This window comes from Methanobrevibacter sp. 87.7 (assembly GCF_002208625.1).
Classification (GTDB): Archaea; Methanobacteriota; Methanobacteria; order Methanobacteriales; family Methanobacteriaceae; genus Methanarmilla.
This window is the reverse complement of sequence record NZ_MRCT01000245.1, coordinates 1-1,722: the sequence shown is the minus strand read 5'-3', so window position 1 is coordinate 1,722 and position 1,722 is coordinate 1. Positions and strand designations below refer to the sequence as shown.

The following is a 1,722-nucleotide window of genomic DNA, read 5'->3' as shown; positions in this document are numbered from 1 at the left end:
GTTTTAAATATTATAAAATACTAACTTTTAATATATATGAAGTTTTACATTGTAAAATTTTATAAAAGCATTTTTTTAATTTTTATTTAAATGCCCTGGTGGTGTAGTTTGGATAACACGTAGGATTGCGGATCCTATTCCCCGGGTTCAAATCCCGGCCAGGGCATAACTATTTTTATTTTTTCTTAGTTTCTTAATTTTATACTATTTTAATGATTTTAGGTTTTAGATATTATGCTTAATGCAAATACATATGTTACAGATAATCCAGGGATTGGTGGAGTAATTAGAGATAGATATGAGGATTTTTATGTTGAGGAAATTCCAGAACATCTTCCGGAAGGAGAAGGTCCAAATATATGGATATGGATAGAAAAACTTGGAAGAACTACTTTAGATGTTGTTTTGGATATTTCAAGAGATTTACATATTAGTCGTAAACGTACTGGTTTTGCAGGAATGAAAGATAAAAAAGCTATAACTCGTCAATGGATATGTATTTCTAATATGGAATCTGATGAAAAACTTCAAGAAGTTTTAGATTTAAAAGATAATATTCATAATACTAAATTTCTTAAAGTAGTAAGAGGCCATAAAAAATTAAGGATGGGTCAACTTAAAGGAAATAAATTTAAAATTAATATTAAACATATTGAATTTAATGATAATGTTCAAAATTTAGAGGATGCTGCAGAAATAGCACGTGATGTATTAAAACAGTTAGAAAAAACTGGTGTTCCTAATTATTTTGGTTGGCAAAGATTTGGTAAACCAAGAACTACTACACATTTAGTAGGTGAAGCATTAGTACAAAATAATCTTAAAAAAGCAGTAGAATTATATATTGGTAATCCTTCTGATTCTGAATCTCCAGATAGTCAAAAAGCAAGACAAGCATTTGATGATGGAGATATGGAAAAATCATTAGAATTAATGCATGGTGGAATGCGTTATGAAAAAATGATGTTAAGACAACTTATTCATGATTATAATAAATTTGGAGAACTTAATGATAAATCATATAAAAGTGCTCTTTTAAGTCTTCCAAAACCTCTTCAAAGAATGTTTGTTCATGCTTATCAATCTTATTTATTTAATGATGTTGTAAGTAGGAGAGTTGCAATGGGTATTGATAAATATATTGAAGGGGATATTGTAATTGATAATGATGAAGCTATTATAAGAGATAAAACACCTGATGAATATCAAGAATTAATTACTAATTTCAAAGCAAATCCAACTTCTCCTTTATATGGTACAAAGGTACCATTTGCAGGTGGAATAGTTGGTGAAATGGAAAAAGAAGTTTTAGATAGTTATGGTTTAACTAAAGATGATTTTGAATGTCCTAAAATGCCTAAATTAGGTAGTCATGGTTTAAGACGTTCTATGAGATTCCAAGTATGGAATACAAATGTTGATGTAATTGAAGATGGAATATCTGTTGAATTTTCAATTAATAAAGGTTCTTATGCAACAGCAGTTTTAAGAGAAATCATGAAAGTTGATGTTGTATAATTTTTATATTCTTAAATTTTTAAGTGACTATTGTATAATGTTTTTTTTATTTAGATAATTAAACATTTTATTTTTTCTATTTTTTTTAAACTTTTTATTTAAATAATTGTAATAATTTGATTCTTTTTTAATATTTTATTTAAATTTTTAAATAAAAATTAGTTTTATTTTAAATTCTAAAAAATTAGTATTTACATATACATG

The 1,722-nt window shown here is 26.1% G+C and carries 1 protein-coding gene and 1 tRNA gene; both read left to right on the top strand.

The annotated features are described in order from the left end of the window. Nucleotides 1–92 precede the first annotated feature (92 nt). Nucleotides 93–166: transfer RNA gene (locus BGI41_RS07990), tRNA-Arg, on the top strand. A gap of 68 nt (nt 167–234) precedes the next feature. Then, nucleotides 235–1,518 carry a tRNA pseudouridine(13) synthase TruD gene (truD, locus tag BGI41_RS07985; protein ID WP_088540171.1) on the top strand — a complete coding sequence of 428 codons (1,284 nt, stop codon included), beginning with the start codon at nt 235–237 and terminating at the stop codon, nt 1,516–1,518. Nucleotides 1,519–1,722 lie beyond the last annotated feature (204 nt).

Excerpts from the sequence above, each read along its gene's own strand:
- truD (WP_088540171.1), top strand. The coding sequence starts at position 235 with ATGCTTAATGCAAATACATATGTTACAGATAATCCAGGGATTGGTGGA.